This window comes from Aureimonas sp. D3 (assembly GCF_001463805.1).
Taxonomy (GTDB): Bacteria; Pseudomonadota; Alphaproteobacteria; order Rhizobiales; family Rhizobiaceae; genus Aureimonas; species Aureimonas ureilytica_A.
On sequence record NZ_BBWM01000108.1, the window covers coordinates 1 to 450 of the forward strand.

General features: G+C 69.8%; 1 pseudogene. It reads right to left on the reverse strand.

Annotated elements, in window-relative coordinates:
• Window positions 1-117 precede the first annotated feature (117 nt).
• A pseudogene (locus AUL36_RS23015) lies at window positions 118-450 on the reverse strand (homoserine dehydrogenase); the annotation flags it as partial.

Below are 450 nucleotides of genomic sequence, written 5' to 3' on the forward strand. Positions count from 1 at the left end.
GTGGCGGAAGGCGAAGGGCTTGTTGTCGCCCTCGCGCGCGGCAGAATTGGCGGCCACCTCTTCGACGGACGGGGCCATCTGGGGCAATGCGGACATGGGTTCCTCCCTCCCCTCTCCTCAGGCCGCCGCGCTGGTCGCGAACCGGCTGTCGGCCTGATCGAGGCGCTGGCGGATCTGCGTGATGACGAGGCTGTCGTCCGGCTGGCAATTGGCGTAGGTCAGCTTCTCGCCGGCCTTGATCGGCTTGATGACGCGGGCGCGCTCGGCCAGACCCAGCGGCAGAGCGCCCTCGTCCCGCGCGCCTTCCCAGGTCATGGCGAAGCCGCGATAGTCGTATTCGCCGATCTGGCCGAGCGTGTCGCCGGGGTTCAGATCGCGCTTGGCGAGCGTCACGCACTCGGCCACCGGGCGCTCGGCGGGCTGCATGTCGGGCGCCTTCTTCACCACCGC